The sequence below is a fragment of the Microbacterium sp. No. 7 genome (assembly GCF_001314225.1).
Lineage (GTDB): Bacteria > Actinomycetota > Actinomycetes > Actinomycetales > Microbacteriaceae > Microbacterium.
In genome coordinates this window covers 4,514,034-4,537,766 of sequence record NZ_CP012697.1, presented here as the reverse complement: position 1 = coordinate 4,537,766, position 23,733 = coordinate 4,514,034, and the positions used below count along the sequence as shown (strand labels likewise).

General features: G+C 73.0%; 17 protein-coding genes. 5 read left to right on the top strand and 12 right to left on the bottom strand.

All coding sequences use genetic code 11. The features are described from left to right. Positions 1 to 25: 25 nt before the first annotated feature. Positions 26 to 1,723: a cation:proton antiporter gene (locus AOA12_RS20945; RefSeq protein ID WP_054686677.1), complete on the top strand. Its 1,698-nt coding sequence runs from the start codon at positions 26 to 28 to the stop codon at positions 1,721 to 1,723. Positions 1,724 to 2,040: 317 nt separating this feature from the next. Beyond that, positions 2,041 to 2,463: a recombinase family protein gene (locus AOA12_RS20940; protein WP_054687299.1), complete on the top strand. Its 423-nt coding sequence runs from the start codon at positions 2,041 to 2,043 to the stop codon at positions 2,461 to 2,463. 197 nt (positions 2,464 to 2,660) lie between these two features. Here the strand turns inward: AOA12_RS20940 and AOA12_RS20935 are convergent, their stop codons facing one another. The 7 genes from AOA12_RS20935 to AOA12_RS23955 form a co-directional block, all read right to left on the bottom strand. Further along, the gene (locus AOA12_RS20935) at positions 2,661 to 3,713 is read right to left on the bottom strand and encodes a BMP family ABC transporter substrate-binding protein (RefSeq protein ID WP_054686676.1); all 1,053 of its coding nucleotides are present in this window, start codon (positions 3,711 to 3,713) and stop codon (positions 2,661 to 2,663) included. Continuing rightward, positions 3,710 to 4,552, bottom strand: a complete 843-nt coding sequence (locus AOA12_RS20930) for an LLM class flavin-dependent oxidoreductase (RefSeq protein WP_054686675.1) — start codon at positions 4,550 to 4,552, stop codon at positions 3,710 to 3,712. The genes AOA12_RS20935 and AOA12_RS20930 overlap by 4 nt, the downstream gene beginning before the upstream one ends. Beyond that, positions 4,549 to 6,069 carry an NAD(P)-binding domain-containing protein gene (locus tag AOA12_RS20925; RefSeq protein WP_054686674.1) on the bottom strand — a complete coding sequence of 507 codons (1,521 nt, stop codon included), beginning with the start codon at positions 6,067 to 6,069 and terminating at the stop codon, positions 4,549 to 4,551. The genes AOA12_RS20930 and AOA12_RS20925 overlap by 4 nt, the downstream gene beginning before the upstream one ends. Further along, positions 6,059 to 6,550 carry an ureidoglycolate lyase gene (locus AOA12_RS20920; protein ID WP_054686673.1) on the bottom strand — a complete coding sequence of 164 codons (492 nt, stop codon included), beginning with the start codon at positions 6,548 to 6,550 and terminating at the stop codon, positions 6,059 to 6,061. Before AOA12_RS20920 ends, AOA12_RS20925 begins: the two co-directional genes overlap by 11 nt. A 111-nt stretch (positions 6,551 to 6,661) precedes the next feature. Beyond that, entirely contained in the window at positions 6,662 to 7,582 is a 921-nt protein-coding gene (locus AOA12_RS20915) for an ABC transporter permease (protein WP_054686672.1), read from the bottom strand. Next, positions 7,579 to 8,376, bottom strand: a complete 798-nt coding sequence (locus AOA12_RS20910) for an ABC transporter ATP-binding protein (protein WP_082406438.1) — start codon at positions 8,374 to 8,376, stop codon at positions 7,579 to 7,581. The genes AOA12_RS20915 and AOA12_RS20910 overlap by 4 nt, the downstream gene beginning before the upstream one ends. 73 nt (positions 8,377 to 8,449) lie before the next feature. Continuing rightward, complete coding sequence (locus tag AOA12_RS23955; RefSeq protein ID WP_054686671.1) at positions 8,450 to 9,547, bottom strand: ABC transporter substrate-binding protein; 1,098 nt, start codon at positions 9,545 to 9,547, stop codon at positions 8,450 to 8,452. A gap of 209 nt (positions 9,548 to 9,756) precedes the next feature. Here AOA12_RS23955 and AOA12_RS20900 point away from each other — a divergent pair, with 209 nt between their 5' ends. The 3 genes from AOA12_RS20900 (at position 9,757) to AOA12_RS20890 (ending at position 12,867) form a co-directional block, all read left to right on the top strand. Next, entirely contained in the window at positions 9,757 to 10,368 is a 612-nt protein-coding gene (locus AOA12_RS20900) for a helix-turn-helix domain-containing protein (protein WP_054686670.1), read from the top strand. 61 nt (positions 10,369 to 10,429) lie between these two features. Next, a complete protein-coding gene (locus AOA12_RS20895) occupies positions 10,430 to 11,434 on the top strand; it encodes a PDR/VanB family oxidoreductase (protein ID WP_054686669.1) in 1,005 nt (334 codons plus the stop codon). Between the two features lie 83 nt (positions 11,435 to 11,517). Beyond that, a complete protein-coding gene (locus tag AOA12_RS20890; RefSeq protein WP_054686668.1) occupies positions 11,518 to 12,867 on the top strand; it encodes an FAD-binding oxidoreductase in 1,350 nt (449 codons plus the stop codon). Positions 12,868 to 13,083: 216 nt separating this feature from the next. Here the strand turns inward: AOA12_RS20890 and AOA12_RS20885 are convergent, their stop codons facing one another. From AOA12_RS20885 to AOA12_RS20865, 5 genes are all read right to left on the bottom strand, one after another. After that, a complete protein-coding gene (locus AOA12_RS20885) occupies positions 13,084 to 15,450 on the bottom strand; it encodes an ATP-binding cassette domain-containing protein (protein ID WP_054686667.1) in 2,367 nt (788 codons plus the stop codon). Between the two features lie 239 nt (positions 15,451 to 15,689). After that, the gene (locus AOA12_RS20880; RefSeq protein WP_054686666.1) at positions 15,690 to 16,271 is read right to left on the bottom strand and encodes a DNA-3-methyladenine glycosylase I; all 582 of its coding nucleotides are present in this window, start codon (positions 16,269 to 16,271) and stop codon (positions 15,690 to 15,692) included. A 110-nt stretch (positions 16,272 to 16,381) separates the two neighbouring features. Next, positions 16,382 to 17,818: an AAA family ATPase gene (locus AOA12_RS20875; RefSeq protein ID WP_054686665.1), complete on the bottom strand. Its 1,437-nt coding sequence runs from the start codon at positions 17,816 to 17,818 to the stop codon at positions 16,382 to 16,384. Positions 17,819 to 17,911: 93 nt separating this feature from the next. Continuing rightward, positions 17,912 to 19,996 carry an acyl-CoA dehydrogenase family protein gene (locus AOA12_RS20870; protein ID WP_054686664.1) on the bottom strand — a complete coding sequence of 695 codons (2,085 nt, stop codon included), beginning with the start codon at positions 19,994 to 19,996 and terminating at the stop codon, positions 17,912 to 17,914. Positions 19,997 to 20,150: 154 nt separating this feature from the next. Then, positions 20,151 to 23,726 carry a proline dehydrogenase family protein gene (locus tag AOA12_RS20865; protein ID WP_054686663.1) on the bottom strand — a complete coding sequence of 1,192 codons (3,576 nt, stop codon included), beginning with the start codon at positions 23,724 to 23,726 and terminating at the stop codon, positions 20,151 to 20,153. Positions 23,727 to 23,733 lie beyond the last annotated feature (7 nt).

The following is a 23,733-nucleotide window of genomic DNA, read 5'->3' as shown; positions in this document are numbered from 1 at the left end:
CCGGCCCACCTGATATAACCGGACAGTGGAAGAGCTCGCGCCGATCGTGATCGGGGTGGTCGTCATCGCGACGACCACGATGCTCTCGCGCTGGCTGGGCATCGCGGGGCCCCTGCTGCTCGTGGCGTTCGGGCTCGTGGCATCCCTCTTCCTGCCCCCGTTCGAGATCGACCCCGAGCTGATCCTCGTCGGCGTGCTGCCCCCGCTGCTGTACGCCGCCGCGGTGCGGCTGCCCGCGATCGAGTTCCGGCGCGACTTCGTGCCGATCTCGGGTCTCGCGGTCGTGCTCGTCGTGGGCACGGCGCTGCTGCTCGGCTGGTTCTTCACGCTCGTCATCCCGGGGCTCGGCTTCGCGATGGCGGTCGCGCTCGGCGCCATCCTGTCGCCGACGGATGCCGTGGCGACCTCGATCATCAAGAGGCTCGGCATCGCGCCGCGCGTCGTCACGATGCTGGAGGGCGAGAGCCTGCTCAACGACGCGACCTCGCTCGTGCTGCTGCGCAGCGCGGTCGCCGCCGCTGCGGCGGGCTTCTCGTTCTGGGGCACGGTCGGGTCGTTCGCGTGGGGCGTGGTCGCGGCCGTCATCGTCGGCGCGATCGTCGGCTACCTCGCGCTGCGGCTGCGCGCGCTCATCCGGGCCGCCGCGGGCAGCACGGCGCTCGGCTTCGTCGTGCCGTTCGCGGCCTACCTGCCGACCGAGCACCTGGGCGGATCGGGGCTCGTCGCCGCCGTCGTCGCGGGCATCGTGATGGGCCAGGGCGCGCCGCGCCGGCTCACCCCCGAGCAGCGCGTGTCGGACGAGCTGAACTGGCGCACGATCGAGACGGTGCTCGAGGGCGCGGTGTTCCTCATCATGGGGCTCGAGCTGCGCGCGCTCGTGTCCGACAACCTGGAGGCGCACGGCGGCGTCGGCACGGCACTCGGGCTCGCCGCCGTGGCGCTCGCGATCGTGCTCCTCGTGCGTGCGGTGTACGTGTCGTTCATCGTCGCGATGCAGAGCCGCAATCAGCATCCCGACAAGCGCGAGCGGCTCAGCGCCTTCGAGGAGCGGCTCGGATCGTTCGAGCCCGAGCGCGCGCACGATCCCGAGCGCGCGGAGCGGGTGCGCGAGCGCATGTCGACGCGGCTCGCGCGCGCCTTCAACGACCTCGACTACTACCAGTCGTCGCCGCTCGGCTGGAAGCACGGCACGATCATCGTGTGGGCCGGCATGCGCGGCGTCGTGACGCTCGCCGCGGCGCAGACCCTGCCGCGTGACACGCCCGCGCGCGAGCTGCTCATCCTGGTCGCGTTCTTCGTCGCGGTGGGGAGCCTGCTGATCCAGGGGCTGACGGTGCCGTGGGTGATCCGGATGCTGCGGATCCCGGCATCCGTCGACGACGTCGCCCGCGCGGGCGAGGCGCAGCGACTGGACGCCGAGCTGCGTGCCGCGGCGGTGAGCGTGCTGCACACGCCGGGGCTCGTCGGCCCCGAGGGCGCGCCCTTCGCGCCTGAGACGCTGCACAAGGCGGGGCTGCGGCTCGCCGATCCGCCCGACGATGATGACGCGACGACCGCGGCGCGCGAGCTCGTCGACCTGCGGTTCGTCGTGCTCGACGCGATGCGCGCCCGGCTCATCGAGGTCTCCCACGGCGGCGCCTATTCGAGCGAGGCGCTGCGCCACGCCCTCGCCTCCCTCGACGCCGAGCAGCTCAGCCTGCAGCTCCGCCGCGACGGCGCCTAGCCCCGCGGGGCCTGGCGGGACCGCGGGTCGGCGGGGCCGCGGGGCGGCGCCGAAACGGTGGGTTTCTCGCCGAGATGGTGGGTTCTGCGCTGAGATGGTGCCTTCTGCGTCGAGATGGTGGGTTTCTCGCCGAGCAGGCCCCCACCGTCTCGACGAGAAACCCACCGTCTCGCGACGGAAGGGGCGGGTCCGGCGAGAGGGGCGCGGGTCGGCCGGACGGCGGGGAGCTCACCGTATCGGCGAGAAACCCACCATCTCGCGACGGGCTGCGGAGTGGGGGGCGGCGCGGGCGGGGTTGTGCTGGAAGAATGTGGGGCATGACGGACGATGCCGCCGACCGCAGCCCCGCAGACTACGCCGAATCGGTCGCCCTGCCGACCGAGACCGCGGCCGTGCCGATCATCGTGTCCCGCGAGCACTGGTGGGCAGCGCGACCCGCGGGGTCACGGCTCGTGGGCCTGGTGGTCGCGCGCGACGACATGCCCAGCATCATCGAGCAGCGCGACGCGCTCGCGCAGTTCGGCGTGCCGATCGAGGGATTCCGGCATCCCGCCCCCGAGACGGGCGAGAGCTGGGAGGAGCGCCTCACGCGCCTGTTCGGGCACCTCGGCTCGGGCGACGTGGTCGTCGTCGCCGACAAGCACGCCCTCGGTCGCGATGTTGAGGAGGAGACCCGTACGCTCGCCGAGCTGCGTCGCCGCGGCGTGATCGTGAAGGTGCTCAGCGCCGAGCACCGCTGAGCCCCACCCCTCCCGCGAGGGTGCCACTTCTTCCCGCGAGGGTGCTACTTGTCCTCGCGAGGGTGCCTGCGCAGGCACCCTCGCGGAGATAACGGGCACCCTCGCGTCAACAATGAGCACCCTCGCGGAGACAACCGGCACCCTCGCGGAGATAACTAGCACCCTCGCGCTGACAATGAGCACCCTCGCCGGGGGCGCTACGCCCCGGCTCCGGCACGGGGGACGAACGCGTCGGTGAGCCAGTCGAGCGCGGGGGAGTTGAGGTACTGCTCGCGGGCCGACATCTCGTCCCAGCGGGGCGTGTGCCCCGGCGGGAACCCCGGCGGCAGCTCGTGCGTGACGCCGTGCTCGTCGCGGAGCGTGTCGGGCCAGATGCCGCCCGACACGACGGCCCGCACGCACTCCAGCGCGGCGGCCGCGATCTTGGGCGGCGCGACGTCGCCGACGGCGTTGCGCACCACGCCGTCGTGCGCGCGCAGGTAGCAGCGGACGGGCAGCCTCTCGCCCGCGCACAGGCGGCGCAGCGCCTCGACGTAGAACGGCGCCCAGTCGAGATAGGCGGCGTCGAGCACGCCCGGCCAGGCGACGTGCCGCTCGTCGTGGGCGCTCACCCACGCGCCCTCCTGCAGCGCCGCGACGACGGCCGCGGGGTTCTCGGTGAGGTTGCCGCCGATCACGTCGGCGCCCGCCGCGACGAGGCCCTGCACCGCGGCGCGCTCGCGGTCGTGCTGATCGGGCGCCCGGTAGGAGCCGACCCAGCTGCTCACGATGCGGATGTCGGGGCGCACCCGTGCGGCGCCGAGCGCCCACGCGTTCGTGTAGACGAGGTCGTGCGGCGACCTGACGCCCTCGACCGCGCCGATCACCCCGCTGCGCGTGCAGCCGCCGGCGATCATGCCCGAGACGAACGCGTGCTGATCGCGCGCGGCGCGGAACGTCGTGAGGCGCGGACCCGATCCGGTGCCCTGCGAGTGCAGCACCGTCGTGCCGGGAAAGCGCCGCACGAGCTCGTCGACCATCGGCTGCACCGCCGTGTCGCACACGACGAGGGCGTCGACGCCGTCGGTCGCGAGCCGCTCGGCGGCGTCCCACCAGCGGCGGTCCTCGCCGAGCCCCGCGAAGCTGAGCGTCTCGACGGCATCGCCGAGCTCGCGCTCGACGGCCCGCCGCCCGAGGTCGTGCGCGCGCCCCCACCAGGCGTCGACGTCCTGCGAGTGCAGCCACGCGGCGACGAACGGCGACCCGGTCATGCCGGGAAGAACGATCGCTCGGGCAGCACCATGCCGTCGAGGCCGTGCGCGTTCGCGAGCCGTGCCGCGACGTCGAGGATGCCGTCGGCCGGGGCGTCCAGGTAGAACCGGCGCAGCACCTCGTCGGGGATGACGGCGCCGGCCTCGACCGCCCCGTGCCGGCGCAGCGCGTGCAGCACGGCATCCTGCAGCGCGAGGTCCACGCCGCCGGCCGCGGCGTACTCGGGGCGCATGTTGGTGATCTCGTACACGAGGCGCTCGGCGGAGTCCCGCCGCGACGGAGCGTCGAAGAAGTGGTGCAGGGTGAGGATCGCGCGCAGGCCCTCGTGCGCCCGCACGCTCGCGGCGAGCCCGCCGACGAGCGGCAGGGGGATGCCGGAGAGCAGGATGCCGTCGGCGAGGGCCCCGACCGCGTCGATCGTGCGCGGGCCCTTCGTCGCGACCCAGACCTCGGCCGACGGATGCCGTTCGCGGATGGTCTGCAGCGATGCGACGAGCTGCCGCACGCCGGCCCTCTGGTCGACGCCCATGCTCGCCAGCTGCACGGCGCCGCCGACGGCCATGACGACGAAGCCGCGCCCGCCGCTCAGGTCGTCGAGCGTGCGGAGGGCCTCGGCGGTGACCTCGGGCCTCCGCGTGAGCGGGTTGGTGATCATGCCGAGCCGCAGCGACGACGTGGTGATCGCCGCGGCGCCGAGGATCGTCCACGGGTCGCGCGTGCGCGCCCCCGAGTCGGGCAGCACGATGCGGCCGATGCCCGCGGCATCCGCGTGCTGCGCGCGCTCGAGCACGTGCCGCGTGTCGTAGGGCATGACGTTGATCGCGATCGACGGGGTCACGCGCTCATCCTCTCCGCGGGCGCCACCGCGGGCGCCGCCGCGGGCGCCACGATGGGCGCCTCGGCCGGCACGCCGGCCGTGCGCTCCCCGGGCCGCGGCCCGAGCTGCACGCCGACGGGCGTGTCGTAGTCGAGATAGCTGCGCAGCAGGGCGTCGGAGCGATCGCGCACGAGGCCGGCCACGACGCCGCGCACGACGCGCTCGGCGCCGCCGAGCAGGCCCGAGATCTGGTGCGACAGCACGCCGAGGCTCATCCGCGCGCCGTGGTTGAACAGGTGCACGCGGCGCAGGGCCGACGCGGGCGATCCGTCGACGGGCTGCAGCGCGAAGTCGTCGCCGAGGTAGGGATAGTCGAGCAGCTCGGGGTGGCGGGTCGGCTCCGCGGGGCGGTAGCGGTCGCGCCAGCGCGCGATGCGCGGCTCGAGCGTCGCGAGCTCGGGGCGCATCGCGAGGTCGACGGCGATGCCCGTGGCGGCGATGACGAAGTCGTAGCGCTCGGGTCCGCGCGTCGTCTGCACCTCGACGCCGCCGTCCCGCGCCTCGGCGCTCAGCCACGCCGACGACGTGCGGAACTCGAACCCCGGCCACGCGTACGCGCGCCAGACGGCGCCCTGCGTCGCGGGCTGGTCGATCGCGGTGAGGTGCTCGTTGAACCGCCACTTCTGGTCGTCGTCGAACGCCGCGTAGTGCTCGAGGATGCCGGGGAACTCCATCCACCGGTACGGGCTCACGTCGGGCATCGCGGGGCGGCGCATGTGCACGGTCACGCTGCGCGCCCCGGCCTCGAGCGCCGTCGCGGCGTTGTCGAACGCGCCCGTGCCGCCGCCGAGCACGCCGATGCGCGCGCCGCGCAGGCGGGCGAAGTCGATCGGCTCGTGCGTGTGCGCCCACAGCGCGCGGGGCAGCCCGTCGAACAGGCCGCCGGGCACGCGGATGCCGCCGGCGCCCTCGATGCCGGTGGCGAGCACGACGCGGTCGGCGCGCACGACCCGGGCGGCGCCGCGTTCGTCGAGCGTCACGTCGAGCCGCCCGTCGGGGGCCTCTGCGATGCGGCGCACGGTCGTGCCGAAGCGCACGGGCAGGTCGAGGGTGCGACGGTACCACTCCAGGAAGGCGTGCCACGCGGCGGTGGGGAACTGCTCGAGCCCGTCCCACGCGTCGTCGCCGTGCACGGCGCGGAACCACGCCTGCGGGCTCGCGGCGGGAACGCCCCACGCGGGCCAGGCGACGCGCTTGGGCGTGCGCAGCGTGCGCATGCGCGCGAACGTGGGCCAGGGCCCGGCCCCTCCCTCCTCGCCGGCGTCGACGACGAGCACGTCGGCGACGCCCTTGCTGCGCAGGCCCGCCGCGACGACGAGGCCCGCCTGGCCGGCGCCGACGATGACGACGGTGTGCGCACCGGCATCCGTCGCGCGGGCCCACGGCTCGACGCCCGTGTCGCCGAGCGCCTGCTCGGCGCGCACGCGGCGTTCGAGCGCGCCGAGACGGCTCGTCGCCGCGGAGGTATCAGGCGACATGAAGGTTGACGCGCACGCCGAGCTCGCGGTCGAGCCGGTAGGTGTCGTGGTCGACGATGTTGGTGTCCTCGAGCTCGAGGTTGACGAAGCTCATCGCGTCGCCCTCGAAGAACGGGCCCGAGTGCCAGGTGCCCTTCGCCATCGTGATCGCCACGCCCGCGGGAACCGTGAACGCGCGCACCGCGTCGAGGTCGGGGGCGCCGTCGGTCGCCGGCGCGACCGCGATGATCCACTCGCGGGCGTCGGCGCTCAGCAGCGTCTGCGTCGTGCGGCGGTGGCGCGTGATGCCCGTGAAGGTCGGGGGCTTGTCCTCGAGGCGCATGAGGTAGAAGCGCGGAGCGCCCTCGGCGAGGTCGAGCGAGGCCTCCTGCGGCGTGCACGGCGTGCCGTCCTCGAGGCTGTGCAGCACGACGCCGAACGGCGCGAAGGCCTCGTCGGTGAGGGGCTCGATGGTCTTGTCGACGATGCGGGTGTCGGTCATGGGGGTCTCCTTCTGCGGGGGATGCCGGTGGTCTGGATGGCCGATGCGGGGATGCCGGATGCGGGGATGCCGGGGCCCGGATGCCGGCACGCCCGGCATCCGGGGGCGGGCTCAGTCGTCGTGGGGGAGCGCCGACTCGTGCCAGCGACCGAGCAGCACGCGCTCGAGCAGCACGACCGCGGCGAACAGCAGCAGCGAGACGAGGCTCGCCATGATCGCGGCGACGAACAGCTGCGAGATGCGCATCTGCACGGCGCTCTGGGTGAGGATGAAGCCGAGGCCGCCCTCGCCGCCGCCGACGCCGGCGACGAACTCGCCCACGATCGCGCCGATCACGGAGGCGCCCGCGGCGATGCGCATCCCCGTGAGGATCGAGGGCAGCGCGCCGGGCAGGCGCAGCGTGAACAGCGTGACGCGCGGCGGCGCGCCGGCCATCGCGTAGAGCTGCACGAGGTTGCGGTCCACCGACTTGAGCCCCATGAGCGTGTTCGCGGCGATCGGGAAGACCGCGAGCATCGCGCCGATCAGCATGTTGGTCGTGAGCCCCGCGCCGATCCAGACGACGAACAGCGGCGCGATCGCGACGATCGGGATCGTCTGCACGATCACGAGGTAGGGGAACAGGGCGCGCTCGGTGAGGTTCCAGCGGGCCATCAGCAGGGCCGCGGCCACGCCGACGACGAGCGCGAGCAGGAAGGCGAGGTACGCCGCGGTCATCGTCACGCGCGTCGGCTCCCAGATCGCGACGCGCTGCTCCCACAGCGTTTCGGCGAACGCCTGCGGAGAGGGCAGCAGGTATCCGGGGATGTCGAACACGACGATGACCAGCTGCCACAGCGCGATCCCCAGCAGTAGGGCCGCGGCGGGCGGCCAGAAGCGGCGCCAGCGGCGGCGCCACGCACCGGACGAGGCGTCGGCCGCTCGGCGCGACGCGCGGGCCTCGGCACGCGGGGCGGCGTTCGCCGTCGCGGTCGCTCCGGCATCCGGGACGGCGCCCGCGGCGGCGGGGCGGGAGGTGGTCGCGGCGGTCATGGGCGCAGGCTCCCCAGGGTCATCGAGATGCGCTGCTGCAGGTCGCGCAGGGCGTCGTCGTCGCGACGGACGCCGGCATCGGAGGGCGGACTCGGCGACCGGACGACGTCGACGATGTGGCCGGGTCCGGTGTTCATGATGGCGATCTGGTGGCCGAGGGTGCAGGCCTCGTAGATCGAGTGGGTGATGAAGAGCACGCTGAAGCGCTTCTCGCGCCACAGCCGCAGCAGCTCGGTCGACATCTTCTCGCGCGTGAACTCGTCGAGCGCGGCGAAGGGCTCGTCCATGAGCAGGAGGTCGGGGTCGTTCGTCACGGCGCGGGCGAGCGACACCCGCATCCGCATGCCGCCGGAGAGCTCGCGCGGGTACGCGCGCTCGAAGCCGTCGAGGCCGACCATCGAGATCGCGGCGGCGGCACGCTCGCGTCGCACGGCGCGGGGCACGCCCTGCAGCTTGGAGACGAGCTCGACGTTGGCGCGCACGTTGCGCCACGGCACGAGCGTGGGGTCCTGGAAGACGTACGACAGGCGATCGGTCGCGCGCTCCATGACGCCCTCGGTGGGATCGGTGAGGCCCGCGGCCATGCGCAGCAGCGTGGTCTTGCCGCAGCCCGAGGGACCGACGAGAACGGTGATCTCGCCGCGCGGCACGTCGAGGTCGATCGGCGCGAGGGCGCGGAACCCGTTCGCGTAGACCTTGTCGGCGCCCGCGAAGGAGACGAGCGCGCCGGTCCCGGTCGCGGGGGCCTCGGTCGCGGGGGCCTGGGTCGCGGAGGAGGAGGCGATGGTCGGCATGATGACTCCGGGGTCGGGGAGACGGGGGAGGGTCCGGGGCCGCTCGCGTGATCGCGAGCGGCCCCGGACCGGGTCAGTCCTGCACCGCCGGCGGGGCCGGCAGCTCGGTGGGCGCGGGGATGTCGGCGAGCAGCGAGACGTCGAACAGATCGGCGACGTCGGGCGTGCCGTCGGTCAGCTGGCCGATCTTCTCCAGCTGCGCGATGAGCGTGGTCCAGCGCTCCTCGGTCATCGTGCCGAGCTGGTCGGCGCCCTCCTCGGAGGTGATGAAGGCGCGCTGCTTGTCCCACGCGTACCAGATCGACGTGATGCTCTGCTCGGCGTTCGCCTCGAGGATCGCGTCGTGCGCGCGGGTCGCGACGTCGACGTCGGCCATGTAGTCGTGCCAGCCGGTGAAGCTCGCCTCGAGGAACCTCTTGATCTCCTCGGGGTGCTCGGCGAGGTACTGCTCCGACGTGAAGAGCACGTCGCCGTAGGGGTTGAACCCCGACTCGGAGTAGGGCAGGAAGTTGACGGGGACGCCCGCCTCCTCGGCCTTCTTCACCTCGTTGGTGGGCCAGCCCTGCTGCAGCAGCTCGGGCTTCTCGAGGAACACGGCGATGGAGCCCTGGCTCTGCACGGTCTTGAGCGTGATGCCGAGCTCCTGCTCGAGCCAGATCGGGTAGAGCGCGCCGGGGTAGGCGACGAGCTCGCGGCCGTCCATCTGCTCGAACGACGTGATGCCCTGGTCGGCGTGCGAGAGCACGCCCACGGGGTTGTCCTGGTAGAGGGTCGCGATCGCGACGATCGGGATGCCCTCCTGACGGGCCTGGATGATGCCCGCGGCGTCGGTGTGGCCGATCTGCGCGCGGCCGGTGGCGACGAGCTGCTCGCCCGACACCTGTGGCCCGCCGGGCTGCAGGGTCACGTCGAGGCCGGCGGCCTCGTACAGGCCCTCGGTCTGCGCGGCGAAGTAGCCGCCGCTCTCGGGCGTCGGATACCAGGGCAGGATGACGGTGAGCTCGGCCGGCTCGGCGGTATCCGTCGCCTCTGCGGTGGCGGTGGCGTCGGTCGTGCCGGTGCCGGCGGGCTGGTTCGGCGTGCTGCTGGCGCACGCCGCGAGGGTCACGGCGAGGGCGGCGGTGGCGGTGGCCGCGACGAGGCGTCGGCGGCGAAAGCGGATCGTGGACATGTGCTGCGGTCTCCTGGGTGTGGGGGTCGGACCTTGGCTGGAATGACGGACGGCGGGAGTGACGGAAGAATGAGTGAATGTTGACGGCGTCAACAAAACCGAAGCTAGGCCCCGGATGTTTCCCCTGCGTAAAACCGTGTGGCGATCGCGTAACAACTCCACGCCCGCGTCATGGCGGCGCGACGCCGCCGGCGTGCCAAGCTGGAGCCGTGGCACTCGACACCCCCGACCCCGCTCAGCTGTCGCTGGGGGCCGAGATCCGTCGCCGCCGTCGCGCGCAGGGCCTGACGCTGCAGCGCCTCGCGGCGCGCGCCGATCTCTCGCATCCCTTCCTGTCGCAGCTCGAGCGCGGGCTCGCGCGGCCCAGCATGCTCACGCTCGAGCGCATCGCGCAGGCGCTCGAGACGACGCAGGTCGACCTGCTGCTCGCCGCCTATCCGGCCGACGACGGGGAGGCGGAGCCCCCGCGCACGCCCCCGGGCGCCTACGTGATCCCGGGCGACCGCGGCGCCCGCATCCCCCAGTCGGACGGCGTCGACGCCGACGGCTATTCCCGTCTGCTCGTGCGCGGGAAGGCGGCGTTCTTCCCGCAGGAGATCATCCAGCGGCGCGACGAGTTCGGCCCGTACTACGTGCATCCGCAGGACGAGTGGATCTTCGTCATCGCCGGCGACGTCGAGGTCGACCTCGGCGACGATCACGTCGTGCGATTGCGTTCCGGCGACAGCCTCTATTACGCTGGCGGCACGCCGCACCGCCGACGGGTGACCAACGGCGGCGTGGCACGGCTGCTGATCGTCCAGGCGGCGGCCGACGACTGACGACCTTGGCTGGGACGTCCCCACTGGACCGCATGACGGAGATCCGCATCAGGAGATCTTCGTGCTCGACCTCACCATCGCCGCCCCCGAGGCGCCCGACCTCGCCCCGGACGCCATCGTCGTCCGCATCGCCGAACGTCGCCGGCTGACCGACCGCATCGACGAGTTCGTGCTCGTCGCCGCCGACGGCGCGCCCCTGCCCGCGTGGACCCCGGGCGCCCACATCGACCTCGGCCTGCCGGGCGGTCCCGGGCTCTCGAACGGGCTCGTGCGGCAGTACTCGCTCTGCTCCGACCCCGGCGACCTCGCGAGCTATCGCGTCGCGATCGACCGCCGCGACGACGGGCGCGGCGGATCGCGCGCCGCGCGCGCCGCGCTCACCCCGGGCAGCGAGACGTGGATCAGCCCCCCGCGCAACCACTTCCCCCTCGTGCGCGCGCTGCAGTACGTGTTCGTCGCCGCCGGCGTCGGCATCACGCCGATCCTCGCGCTCGCCGCCGAGGCGCGCCGCTCGGGCAGGCCGTGGCGCGTGATCTACACCGCGCGATCACGGGACGACCTCGCCTACGGCGACGTGCTGCGCGCGTGGGCGCCCGACCGGGTCACGCTCCACGCGTCGCGCGCCGACGGGCGCCTCGCCCTCGACCGCGAGCTCGCGGGCCTGCCGCGCGGCACCGCCGTGTACGCGTGCGGACCCGCGGGGTTGCTCGACGACGTCGAGGCGGCATGCGCGCAGCAGCCCGCCGTCGACGCGTTCGTCGAGCGGTTCAGCCAGCGCTCGCTCGACACGCGCGAGGACCGGCCCTTCGAGGTCTCGCTCGCGCTGTCGGGGGCGACCTTCCGCGTGCCGCCCGGATGCAGCGTGCTCGAGGCCGTCGAGAGGCGCGGCGTCGTCGTGCCGTCGTCGTGCCGCGAGGGCATGTGCGGCACGTGCGAGACGGGCGTCGTGAGCGGCGAGGTCGACCACCGCGACAGCGTGCTCACCCCCGAGGAGCGGGCCGAGAACGAGTCGATGATGATCTGCGTCTCGCGGTGTGCGAGCGGCCGCCTCGTGCTGGAGCTGTGATGACGGCATCCGTCCCCCTCGCATCCGTCCCGCGCTCCTCGGCCGCGGCCCCTCCCTCCCGCCCCGTCACAGAACGGACGACCATGACCCACGCGCCCCTCTTCAGCGACCCCACCGACGACGGCCGTCCGCCGTTCGGACCCGACGACGTCGACGCGCTCGCCGACGACCTCGTCGGGCTGCTCGGCCCCCGCGGCGTGAGCGGGCTGCCGCGCGCGCTCGCGCGGGCCGGGCGCGACGGATCGCAGATGAGCCCCGTGCTGTCGGCGCAGCCGATCGGGCACGCCGACCTCGTGTGCTTCCCCCGCACGCTCGACGCGCTGCCCGAGATCGTGAGGGCGGCCGTGCAGCACGGCGTCCCGATCACGACGCGCGGCAAGGGAACCGGCAACTACGGCCAGGTCGTGCCCCGTTTCGGCGGGCTCGTGCTGGACATGACCTCGCTCACGCAGGTGGGCTTCGAGGGCGACGAGGGCGGCGACACCGTCACGGCCGAGGCCGGCGCTCGCATGATCACGCTCGAGGCGGCCGCGTGGCGGCGGAACCGGCAGCTGTGGATGTATCCGTCGACCGTGCAGTCGACGATCGGCGGATTCCTCGCCGGCGGGTCGGCCGGCACCGGCACGATCGTGCACGGGCGCAACCACATGGGGTTCGTGACGGCGCTCGACGTCGTCTACGCGACCGACGAGCCCGAGCTCGTGCGGCTCGAGGGGGATGCCGCGCAGCCGCTCGTGCACACCTACGGCGTCGCCGGCGTCATCGGCCGCGCGACCGTGCGGCTCGAGCCGCTGCAGGACTGGCGCTGCGTCTACGTCAGCTACGCGACGCAGCACGAGGCGTTCGCGGCGCTGCGGCGGCTCGCCGAGGTCACCCCGCTGCCCCGCCTGCTCTCGGCCGACGGTCCCGCGATCGTGGCCGCGCTGCCCGAGGACCCCGCGTTCGTCGCGGGCCGCGCGAACCTGCGCGGCATCTTCGACGAGGCCGCGCTGCCGCAGGTGCACGATCTCGTGCGCGACACGGGCGGGCGCATCGAGGCCGTGCGCGACGGCATCGACCAGTCCCTCAAGCTGTCGACCCTCTCGTACAACCATCCGACGTGGTGGCTGCAGAAGGCACACCCCGGCGTGTACTTCCATCTGGAGTGCTCGGGCGAGGCGCTCGTCACCCGCCTCGACGAGGTGCAGGCGGTGTACCCGGGCGGCATCGTGCACCTCGAGGCGGGCCACGGGACGATGTTCGGCATGCTCAACGCGCCCTTCGAGAGCCGCGAGCAGATCCTCGCCGGCATCCGCCCGCTCGCGGAGCTGGGCATCTCGGTGCACTCGCCGCACCAGTGGTACGTCGACCTGGAGCCCGAGCGCATCCGCCGCCTCGCACAGCGCACCGACCCGCACGGCCTCCTCAACCCCGGCCGCTGGATGGCCGCGTAGCGGTTCGTCCCCGCGAGGGTGCTGGTTGTCCCCGCGGGGGTGCTCGCAAATCTCGCGAGGGTGCCACTTGTTCCCGCGAGGGTGCCAACTATCTCGCCGAGGGTGCCAGTTCTTCTCGCGAAAACAACTGGCACCCTCGCGAAGACAAGTAGCACCCTCGCGAAGACAACCAGCACCCTCGCGGGAACAACCAGCACCCTCGCGAGGGGTGGAGGGCTACTCCGCGGCGACGTAGCGGGCGAGGTGCTGGGCCGTGAGGGTGTCGCCGGCGGCGACGAGGTCGGCGGGCGTGCCCTCGAACACGATGCGGCCGCCGTCGTGGCCCGCGCCGGGTCCGAGGTCGATGATCCAGTCGGCGTGCGCCATGACCGCCTGGTGGTGCTCGATGACGATGACGGAGCTTCCGGCATCCACCATCCGGTCGAGCAGCGCGAGCAGTCCGGCGACGTCGGCCAGGTGCAGGCCCGTCGTCGGCTCGTCGAGTACGTAGATCGCGCCCTTCTGCGCCATCGCGATCGCGAGCTTGAGGCGCTGGCGCTCGCCGCCCGACAGCGTCGAGAGCGACTGGCCGAGGGTCAGATAGCCGAGACCGACGTCGACCATGCGTGCGAGCACGGTGTGCACGGGACCCTTGGCGAAGAACTCCGCCGCGAGGTCGGCCGACATCGTGAGCACCTCGTGGATGTTCTTGCCGTCGAGCGTGTACTGCAGCACCTCGTCGGTGAACCGCCGGCCCTCGCACACGTCGCACGTCGTCTCGACCGTCGACGCGAAGCCGAGCTCGGTGATGATCACGCCGAGGCCGCGGCACTCGGGGCACGCGCCCGCCGAGTTCGCGCTGAACAGCGCCGGCTTCACGCCGTTCGCCTTCGCGAACGCGGAGCGGATGCCGTCGAGCACGCCCGTGTACGTCGCCGGGTTCGAGCGGCGGGAGCCCTTGATCGGCGCCTGGTCGACGATCACGACGTCGTCGAAGGCGGGCAGGTTGCCGTGGATCAGCGACGACTTGCCCGAGCCGGCGACGCCCGTGACGACCGTGAGCACGCCGAGCGGGATGTCGACGTCGACGTCCTCGAGGTTGTTCTGGCTCGCGCCGCGGATCTGCAGGGCGCCCTGAGCGGCCCGCGTGGATGCCTTGAGCTGCGCCCGCTCGTCGAGGTGGCGGCCCGTGAGGGTGTCGGATGCGCGCAGGCCCGCGAGGTCGCCCGTGTAGGTGATCCGCCCGCCGTGCACGCCCGCGCGGGGGCCGAGGTCGACGATGTGGTCGGCGCAGGCGATGACCTCGGGCTTGTGCTCGACGACGAGCACCGTGTTGCCCTTGTCGCGCAGGCGCAGCAGCAGGGCGTTCATGCGCTGGATGTCGTGCGGGTGCAGGCCCGCCGTGGGCTCGTCGAAGACGTAGGTGATGTCGCTGAGGCTGGAGCCGAGGTGGCGCACCATCTTGATGCGCTGCGCCTCGCCGCCCGACAGCGTGCCCGAGGCGCGCTCGAGCGACAGGTAGCCGAGGCCGATCTCGACGAACGAGGAGAGGGCGTCGCGCAGCGTCGCGAGCAGGGGCGCGGCCTCGGGGCGGTCGAGGCCGTCGACCCAGGCCTTGAGGTCGGAGATCTGCATGCGCGCGGCATCCGCGATGCTCACGCCGTCGATGCGCGAGGTGCGGGCGCCCTCGGCGAGGCGCGTGCCGTCGCACTCGGGGCAGCTCACGAACGTCACGGCGCGGTCGACGAACGCGCGGATGTGCGGCTGCAGCGACTCGCGGTCCTTCTGCAGCATCGACTTGGTGACCTTGGGGATGAGCCCCTCGTAGGTCATGTTGATGCCGCCGATCTTGACCTTCGTCTGCTCCTTGTAGAGGAAGTCGTGCAGCTCGGTCTCGGTGTAGTCGCGGATCGGCTTGTCGGCGTCGAGGAAGCCCGACTCCGTGTACGCCTTCACCATCCAGCCGTCGGCGGTGTAGCCGGGGATCGTGATCGCCCCGTCGGCGAGCGACTTGTCGCGGTCGAACAGCTCGTCGAGGTCGATGTCGCTGGTCTCGCCGAGGCCCTCGCAACGGGGACACATGCCGCCCACGATCGAGAACGACACGGCCTCGCCCTTCTTCTCGCCCTTGCCCTCGACGACGAGCCGGCCGCTGCCGCTCGCCGAGGGCACGTTGAACGAGTAGGCGCGGGGCCCGCCGATGCGCGGCTCGGCGATGCGGCTGTAGAGCAGGCGCAGCATCGCGTGCACGTCGGTGGCGGTGCCGACCGTCGAGCGCACGTTGGCGCCCATGCGCTCCTGATCGACCACGACGGCGGGCGACACGTTCTCGAGCGCGTCGACGTCGGGACGGTCGGGCGCGGCCATGAACTGCTGCACGAAGGCGGGGTAGGTCTCGTTGATGAGCCGCTGCGACTCGGCCGCGATCGTGCCGAACACGAGCGACGACTTGCCGGAGCCGCTGACCCCCGTGAACACCGTGAGACGGCGCTTGGGGATGTCGACGGTGACCTCTTTCAGGTTGTTCTCGCGCGCTCCGATGACGCGGATGACCTCGTGCGCGTCGGCGGGATGGGTGGCGGGGGTGGCGGGCGCGTCAGGCATGGCGTCAAGTCTGCACCTTCGGGAGGTCGGGCGCTTCTCGAATCGTGACGACGACAGGGTCAGGCGGTGGGTCGCCGTCGAACTGTACGCCCTGACTGCTCGGAGCCGCACGTTGAAGGCGCTGGAGCAAGACCTCGAACGAGTGCACCTGGTCATCGCGGCCGATGAGGATCTCCGGAGCCGCCCCGGCGTCGGGAGTGCAGGGGTTCGTCAGACTGTCATCGGTTCACCCTTGTGCGTCACTCTCGCGTCGCCGCACGGTGGCATCCCGGCACGTGGTCGTCGACCATGCCGGCCGACTGCATGAGCGCGTACATCGTCGTGGGCCCGACGAACCGGAAGCCGCGCTTTCGCAGGGTCTTGCTCATGGCGGTGGACTCGGCCGTGACCGCGGGGATGTCGGTGAGGGATGCCGGGGCCGTGTGGCTCTGCGGCGCGAACGACCACAGCAGGTCGTCGAGCTCGCCGGGCGCCAGCTCGAGGGCGAGGCGCGCGTTGGAGATGGCGGCCTCGATCTTGGCGCGATTGCGGATGATGCCGGCATCCTGCATCAGGCGCTCGACGTCGTCGGGACCGAACCCGGCGACGGCCTCGGGCTCGAAGCCGGCGAAGACCTCGCGGAAGCGCGGTCGCTTGCGCAGGATCGTGATCCAGCTGAGCCCGGCCTGGAAGCCCTCGAGGCACATCTTCTCGAAGAGGGCGCGGTCGCCGTGCAGCGGCCGGCCCCACTCCTCGTCGTGGTAGCGGCGGTACTCGTCGTCGTCGCCGACCCACGCGCAGCGCGCGAGGCCGTCGGATGCGATGCGGATGTCGGTGCCCATGGCGACACGGTAGCCGGGGGCGCCGACATCCATAGACGCAGTGTCCGCGACGCACGGAATCCGACACCCGATGGCGCTTCGTCGCTTCTTCGTGATCTTCGGGTCCCGGTTCAGTACGGGAAGTGGACGAAGTGCGATCCGCCGAAGTGGGTGTCGGGGTCGGGTCCGGACCTCTCCTCCGACCCGGTGCCCTCGCCCAGGAGGCGCCTGGTGAGCTGGTGGCGCTCGTCGGCCAGCTCCGCCAGGGCGGCGCTGAGATGCGCGTCGGCGACGGGCTCGGCATCCGTCGCCGCCCGCAGCACGGCACGGCGGATCAGCTCCTTCGCGAACGACGCCGTGACCCCCTCGGTCGCCTCGGCCGCGGCACGCAGCGCCTCCGGCGAGAACGGCAGCTCCCGGGAGTACAGGCGGTACAGCCTCTCGCGCTCGGCGAGCGACGGCAGCGGCACCTCGACGGCGAGGTCGACGCGGCCGGGGCGCTCCGCGAGGGCGCGCTCGAGCACCTCGACGCGGTTCGTCGTCATGACGAACGCGACGTCGGCATCCCCGTTCAGGCCGTCGAGCGCCTCCAGCACCTCGAACAGCAGCGGCTGCGGCGACGCGTGCCGTTCCATCGCGACCAGGTCGATGTCCTCCAGCACCACGATCGAGGGCTGGAACGTGCGCGCGATCTCGGCGGCCAGGCCGATGAACCGGATGCTCGTGCCCGTGAGCAGCACGACCGTCGTGCCCGGCGTGCGCGACAGCAGGTGGCGGATCGTCAGCGTCTTTCCGGTGCCCGGCGGACCGTACAGCAGCACGCCGCGCTTGAGATGCTGTCCCGCCTCGCGCAGCAGCGCGCGGTGGTCGCCGATGCCCACGACGTGCTGCACGACGTCGTCGAGCAGCCCCTCGGGGAGGATGACGTCGTCCGCCGCGACGGCGGGACGGGGCAGGAAGGTCGCCCCGGCATCCCGGCCGTACTCGGTCGGCACGAACGAGAGCACCTGGCCGCGCAGCACGCTGCGCTCGATCATCAGCGCGCGCACCCGCTCGAGGAACGAGGAGACCGTGTCGGCGTGCTCGCCCATCACCTCGAGGCACGCCGCCTCGCGTCCGTGATGCGGGATCGCCGCACGCTGCACGACCGCGAGCGGCCGCCCCTCGTGGTGCAGCAGCCACACGCCCATCGCGACGACGCGGCGGCTCGACGCCGGGCCCGTCGCCCGCTCGGCGTAGTCGACCGCGCCGGGCGCGAACATCGCGTACCCGTTGCCCACGAGCTCGGCCATGCCGTTGTGCAGGCGCTGCTCCCCGCCCGTGACGCCCACGAGGCGCCCGCCGGATGCCGTCGACAGCGCCTCGAGCGCGATGTCCGCGTCGACGAGACGGTGGTCGGCGAGCGGCTCCTGCACGACCGCGATGCCCTGGGCGTCCGCCCCCAGGTGCTCGCTGATGAGATCGCCCAGCGGCGTGCGCGTCTCGCGCTGCTCCCGCTGCTGCAGCGCGTTGACATGCTCCAGGTAGCGGGCGAACGCCCGCATCAGCTCTCGGTCGTCGTGGTCCACGATCCCTCCCCGTCGAGTCTCGCACGCCCCGCCCCGCCCCGCCGCGCCCCGGCCCGCCGCGCCGTCTCGGGCGGGAGTGGGGGGCCGGGGCGGCTACTTCTTGCGGAGGGACTTCTCCGAGACGGGAGCCTCACCGCTCGCGGCCAGATCGGCATAGTACGTGCGGGCCTCGTCCTGGCGGGCCTGCTCGCCGCCGAGGGCGATGGGGGCGCGCACGTGCTCGGGCTCGAAGCCGAAGGCGTCGACGAGGTCCTGCGCGTGCGGGCGCAGGCGCAGGCACAGCCGGTCGATGTAGCGCGACACGGCCGCGGCGCGCTGCGTCGACAGGCGTCCGTTGATGAGGTACCACGACAGGTGCCTCTCGATGAGCGACAGCCCGAACAGGTCGCGCAGCCACGTCAGCACGCGCCCCGTGCCCTCGTCTGGCGCGCGGTTCACGGCGTCGGTGAACGCCTCCCACTGCAGCAGCTGGCCGTGCGCGCGGGCGGCCTCGATGAGGTCGGCCTGGCACGCGTTGACGATCGCCGCCGACTCCTCCGGCGACGCCTTGGATGCCGGTCGCAGCCGCGCCGCGAGATCGGCGACCATCTGCTGCACCCGCCCCGCGAGCAGCTCGTGCTGCTGCTCGGCGCGCAGTCCCAGCTCCACCGAGCGGGCGGTCGAGCCGAAGTCGGCGACGCTCTGCCCGAGCTGTCGCAGGCCCGCGCCGTGGAAGATGCGGTCGGCGGCCTGCCGGGCGGCGAAGCCGGCCAGCTTGCCGGCATCCGCTCCCTTGAACTGCTGCGCGAAGTCGGCGAGCAGGCGCTTGCCGACGAGCTGCAGCAGCACGTTGTTGTCGCCCTCGAACGTCACGTAGATGTCGAGGTCGGCGCGCAGGCTCGTGAGACGGTTCTCGGCCATGAAGCCGGCGCCGCCGCACGCCTCGCGGCACTCCTGGATCGTGTCGAGCGCGTTCCACGTCGACAGGGGCTTGAGCGCGGCGGCGAGGGTCTCGAGGTCCTCCCGCGCCTCCGGCGTGTCGCCGCGCCCCGAGAACACCTCGTCGAACTTCTGCAGCAGCTCGTCGTTCGAGAAGAACTGCGCGTACGTCTGCGCGAGCCGCGGCAGCAGCCGGCGCTGGTGCTTGCCGTAGTCGAGCAGCACGACCTCGTCGGTGCCCGCGCCCCGGTCGAACTGGCGGCGCTGGTTCGCGTAGGTCGTCGCGATGTGCAGTGCGAGCGCGGATGCCGTCGTCGCCGCGCCGTCGAGCGAGACGCGGCCCTGCACGAGCGCGCCGAGCATCGTGAAGAAGCGGCGGCCGGGCGAGGGGATGTCGCTCGTGTAGCCGCCGTCGGCGGCGACCTGACCGTACCGGTCGAGCAGGTTGAAGCGCGGCACGCGCACGTGGTCGAACGCGAGGCGGCCGTTGTCGATGCCGTTCAGGCCGCCCTTGACGCCGTCGTCCTCGCTGCGCACGCCCGGCAGCATCCGGCCCGACGCGTCACGGATGGGCACGAAGAAGCAGTGCACGCCGTAGTTGACGCCGCCCGTGATGAGCTGCGCGAACACCGTCGCGGCCTGGCCGTGCAGCGCGGCGTTGCCGAGGAAGTCTTTCCATGCGCCGCGGAACGGCGTGTGGATGACGAACTCCTCGGTCTCGGGGTCGTACGTGGCGGTCGTGCCGATCGCGGCGACGTCGGAGCCGTGGCCCATCTCGGTCATCGCGAACGCGCCCGGCAGCTCGAGGCTGATCACGTCGCGCAGCCACGCGTCGTGGTGCTTCTCCGTGCCGAGCTGGTAGATCGCCGAGCCGAACAGGCCCCATTGCACGCCCGACTTGATCTGCATGCTCGGGTCGGCGAGCACCAGCTCCATGAAGCCGGCGAGGTTGGCGCCGTTGTCGTTCAGGCCGCCGTACTCCTCGGGGAACGCACGGCGCGACGCGCCGTGCTCGACGAGCAGCCTGAGCTGGCCCAGCACGCGCTCGCGGTGCTCGGCCATCGACTGGCCCTCGATCTTCCAGAAGCGCTCGTCCTTGATCATCTCGCGCGCATAGCGGCGCGTCTCGGCCCACGTGCCCAGCAGCATGTCGGTGACGGATGCCGTGTCGAGGCGCGGCTCGGTCGCCTCGGCGGCGTCGGCGACGGGCGGTCGCTCCGCGGTCGCGGGCTTCTTCGGACGAATGGCGGCGTCGGTCATCTCATCCCTTTCGGGTGGGCTCTCGGGTGAGGGAAGTTCACGCACGACAGTAGGTGTCTCACAACACGGACTCAACTGCGTTGTGCACCTGAGACAACCGGCGCGGGGCTCAGCGTCGCGCGCGATTGTGCGCTCCCGACATCCGGCGCCGCGGCTACACCAGGCCGTCGGACAGCGCGTTCGGAGTGCCGAAGCGGTGCGCGGTGATCGACACCGCCTGCTCGCGCAGGTGCGGGAGCATCTCGACCCGGCCGGCCGAGACGACCTCGCCGCCGTGCACCGCGACGTCGGGCTTGCCGCCCGTGGCCGCGTACGCCGCCGCGACCTCGGCCTCGCGCGAGGCGCCCGCGACGATGCGCACGCGCGCGCCGGCGTGCGGTCCCGACCGTTCGGCGAGGCCCGCGAGCCGGTCGCGCCAGGCGGCGGCATCCTCGAAGTGCACGGGCACGCCGGCATCCGACAGCGCGGCGACGACGGGCGTCGGCAGCGCCACCGGCGTGCTCACGACGGGCGTCGCGCCCGCCGCGAGGGCGGCGGCGAGCACGCGGATGCCGTGGGTCGCGGGCGCGTCGGCCGCGATCCGCACCACGACGGACACCGGCAGATAGCGCAGCACGTTGCGCTCGACGCCCAGCCGCGACACGTCGCGCGCGGCGCCGAACTCGTCGTCCCACGCCGCGGCGTCGGTGCCGAGCGCGGCGCGCAGCCACTCCAGGTCGGGCACGCCCGCCCTCTCGGCGGCCGCGAGCAGGGGCGCCGCCGCGGGGCGCGGCGCGCGCGGCGGGGCGGACACGGCGGCATCCGCCCACTCGCCGAGACCGAACAGATAGCTCGGCCCGCCGGCCTTCGTGCCCGTGCCGATCGCCGACTTCTTCCAGCCGCCGAACGGCTGGCGGCGCACGATCGCACCCGTGATGCCACGGTTCACGTACAGGTTGCCGGCCTCGACGCGCCGCAGCCAGAGCGCGAGCTCGTCGCAGTCGAGCGAGTGCAGGCCGCTCGTGAGGCCGTAGTCGATCTCGTTCACGACGTCGATCGCCTCGTCGAGCGTCTCGGCGGTCATGATGCCGAGGATCGGGCCGAAGTACTCCGTGAGGTGGTACTCCGAGCCGCGGCGCACGCCGTCGCGCACCCCCGGGCCCCACAGCCGGTCGCCGCCCTCGCCGTCGACCGCGAGCGGGCTGTCGCTCACGAGCGGAGCGGGCTCGACGAGCCAGCGCTCGCCGGGGCCGAGCGTCGTCAGTCCGCGCAGCAGCTTGCCCTCCGGCGCCGTCATGACCGGGCCCATCTGCGTGCGCAGGTCGTCGGGCGTGCCGACGTGCAGCGAGCGCACGGCATCCAGCAGCTGCCCGCGGAACCGCGCCGACCGCGCGACGGATCCGACGAGGATCACCAGAGACGCCGCGGAGCACTTCTGGCCGGCGTGCCCGAACGCCGACTGCACGACATCGCGCGCCGCGAGATCGAGGTCGGCGTTCGGCGTCACGATGATCGCGTTCTTGCCGCTCGTCTCGGCGAGGATCGGCAGGTCCTGACGCAGCTCGCGGAACCGTTCGGCGGTCTCGTAGGCGCCCGTGAGCACGAGCCGGTCGACGCGCGGATCGGCGACGAGCGCGGAGCCGAGGTCGCGGTCCCGGAACTGCACGAGCTGCAGCACGTCGCGCGGCACCCCGGCATCCCACAGCGCCTGGACCATCACGGCGCCCGAGCGGGCCGCGGTCGTCGCGGGCTTGATCACGACCGCCGAGCCGGACGCCAGCGCGGCGAGCACGCCGCCTGCGGGGATCGCGACGGGGAAGTTCCACGGCGGGATGACCGCGACGACCCGCTGCGGCCGGTACGTCGCGCCGTCGACGCGCTCCAGCTGCTGACCGAGCATCGCGTAGTAGTTCGCGAAGTCGATCGCCTCCGACACCTCGGGATCGCCCTGCTCGAGCGTCTTGCCGCACTCCGCGCCCATCACCTCGAGCAGGTCGGCGCGCCGCCGCTCGAGCGCCTCGCCCGCCCGGCACAGGATGCGGGCGCGCTCGTCGGCGCCGAGGGCCTGCCACGACGCCGCGGCCGCGGTCGCCCGGTCGAGCACCGCGTCGAGGCCGGCGCGATCGTCGACCCGCGCCTCGCGCACGAGGTCGGCCCCGAGCGTCGACGAGGCCATCCGGCCCGCGATCTCGCGACCCCACGCGCGGTTGCCGGGGAGGTCGGGATCGGTGTCGGGCGTGTTCGCGAAACCGCCGTCGCGGCCCGCGGCCACGCGCGCCTCGACTCGGGCATCCGCCCCCTCGTCGTCGAGCACGCGCCGATCCTGCGTGCGGCGCGGCGTCGGCACGCAGAAGGATGCCGGGGCGCCGTCGCCCGTGATGCCGTCGAGCTCCGCGAGCGAGGCGAGGAAGCGCTGCCTCTCGCGCTCGAACAGGGCGGCGTCGGTGTCGAGCTCGAACGCCGCGGACATGAAGTTCTCGGGGCTCGCGCCCTCCTCCAGCCGCCGGATGAGGTACGCGATCGCGACGTCGAACTCGCCGGGGTGCACCACCGGCGTGTAGAGCAGGAGGTGCCCGACCTCGCGGCGCACCGCCTCGGCCTGGCCCGTCGCCATGCCCAGCAGCATCTCGAACTCGACGCCGCCCGCGGCGCCGCGGGCCTTCGCGAGCAGCCACGCGAGCGCGACGTCGAACAGGTTGTGACCGGCGACGCCGATCCGCACGTTCGCGACGCGCTCGGGCGTCAGCGCGTAGTCGAGCACGGCCTTGTAGCTCGTGTCCGACTGCTGCTTCGATGCCCAGGTGGCGACCGGCCAGCCGCGCAGCGCGGCATCCACCCTCTCCATCGGAAGGTTCGCGCCCTTCACGACCCGCACCTTGATGGGCGCCCCGCCCTGTGCGACGCGCTCGGCCGCCCACGCCTGCAGCCGCATCATCGCGCCGAGCGCGTCGGGCAGATACGCCTGCAGCACGATGCCCGCTTCATAGTCGCGGAGCTCCGGCCGCCCGAGCAGGCGCTGGAAGACCGCGAGGGTGAGGTCGAGGTCCTTGTACTCCTCCATGTCGAGGTTGACGAACGTGCCGGTGGCGCGGGCGCGCACGAACAGGGGCATGAGCTGACGCTCGACGTGGTCGACCGTCTCGTCGAACGCCCAGTGGTTGTGCGGGGCGACGGTCGCCGACACCTTGATCGACACGTAGTCGACGTCGGGACGCTCGATCAGCCGACGGGTGCCGGCCAGGCGCCGCTCCGCCTCGTGCGCGCCGAGGATCGCCTCGCCGAGCAGGTTGAGGTTGAGGCGCACGCCGTCGCGGCGGATCCGCGCGATCGCCGGGCCGAGCCTCGCGTCGCTCGCGTCGATGATGAGGTGGCTCACCATCTGCCGCAGCACGCGGCGGGCGGCGGGAACGACCACGTTCGGCAGCGGCCTCGCGAGCGTGCCGCCCGCCGCGATCGCGGCGCGCAGCGGCGCGGGCAGGAACCGCGGCGTGAGCGGCACGAGCTCGCCGAGCCGCTTCGCCGCGGCGCCGAGATCCTCGGGGCGCACGACGCCGTCGACGAACCCGACCGTGAAGTCGAGGCCGTGCGGGTCCTTCAGCACGCCCGCGAGGCGCGCGGCCGACGCGTCGACGGGCACGCTCGCGGCTTCGTGCGTCCAGCGTTGCGCGAGGCGCACGGCCTCGTCGGCGAGGTCCTGGGGGCGAACGGCGGGGCGGTCGGCGGGGCGGTCGGCGGGGCGGTCGGCGGTCATGTGCCCA